General features: G+C 39.6%; 1 protein-coding gene. It reads left to right on the top strand.

The annotated features are described in order from the left end of the window. The coding region (locus L977_RS24750; protein WP_047626021.1) for a putative type VI secretion system effector at window positions 1-591 on the top strand (591 nt) is incomplete at both ends.

A 591-nucleotide genomic window follows, 5' to 3' on the forward strand; every position in this document is an offset into this window, starting at 1 on the left:
AATATGTGCAGGGGATGATTAATGGTCAGCCATTCCGCGGCTGGGTGGGTGTTACCCGTGTTCAGGCTGGCGATGAGGTGGACATGATTGTTGAATGGCAGCATGACCATTATGAAGTCTATGCCATTGCGTTACCGGAAGATCGTATAGTTTCGATGTGTCCGAAATGTGATATGGGGCATATTGCACATATGCTCTGGCGAATTAAAAATATGTTTATTCTTACCGCGATAATAATGTTTGTTTGCATGTTTATGTTTATGCTTCATGATGTTTTAAATGACAGGAGAATTTCTGATTATTGGGAGGCATATCAATATTCGTTGTATGTGCTATTCGCTATATCATTAGTTCTCTCTGGGTTGATTGCTTTTTTTGCATATAAGGCTCATGCAAATAATTGTTGCAAGTTAGCTGAGGAAATATTTCAGTTGCTGGGGATGAGGAATGTTGCAATGGTCAATTTAAATAAAATAACAAAAAAGCGTGAGCAACAGCTGAGAAATAAAGGGGGGCACGGCTCGGATGATGTAAGTAAAATTGCTTGCCCCAGTTCTAAATTTATTTATTCAGGGGAGTGGTGGTTTTACT

Origin of the sequence: Enterobacter sp. ZOR0014 (assembly GCF_000798855.1) — a bacterium.
Classification (GTDB): Bacteria; Pseudomonadota; Gammaproteobacteria; order Enterobacterales; family Enterobacteriaceae; genus Enterobacter; species Enterobacter kobei.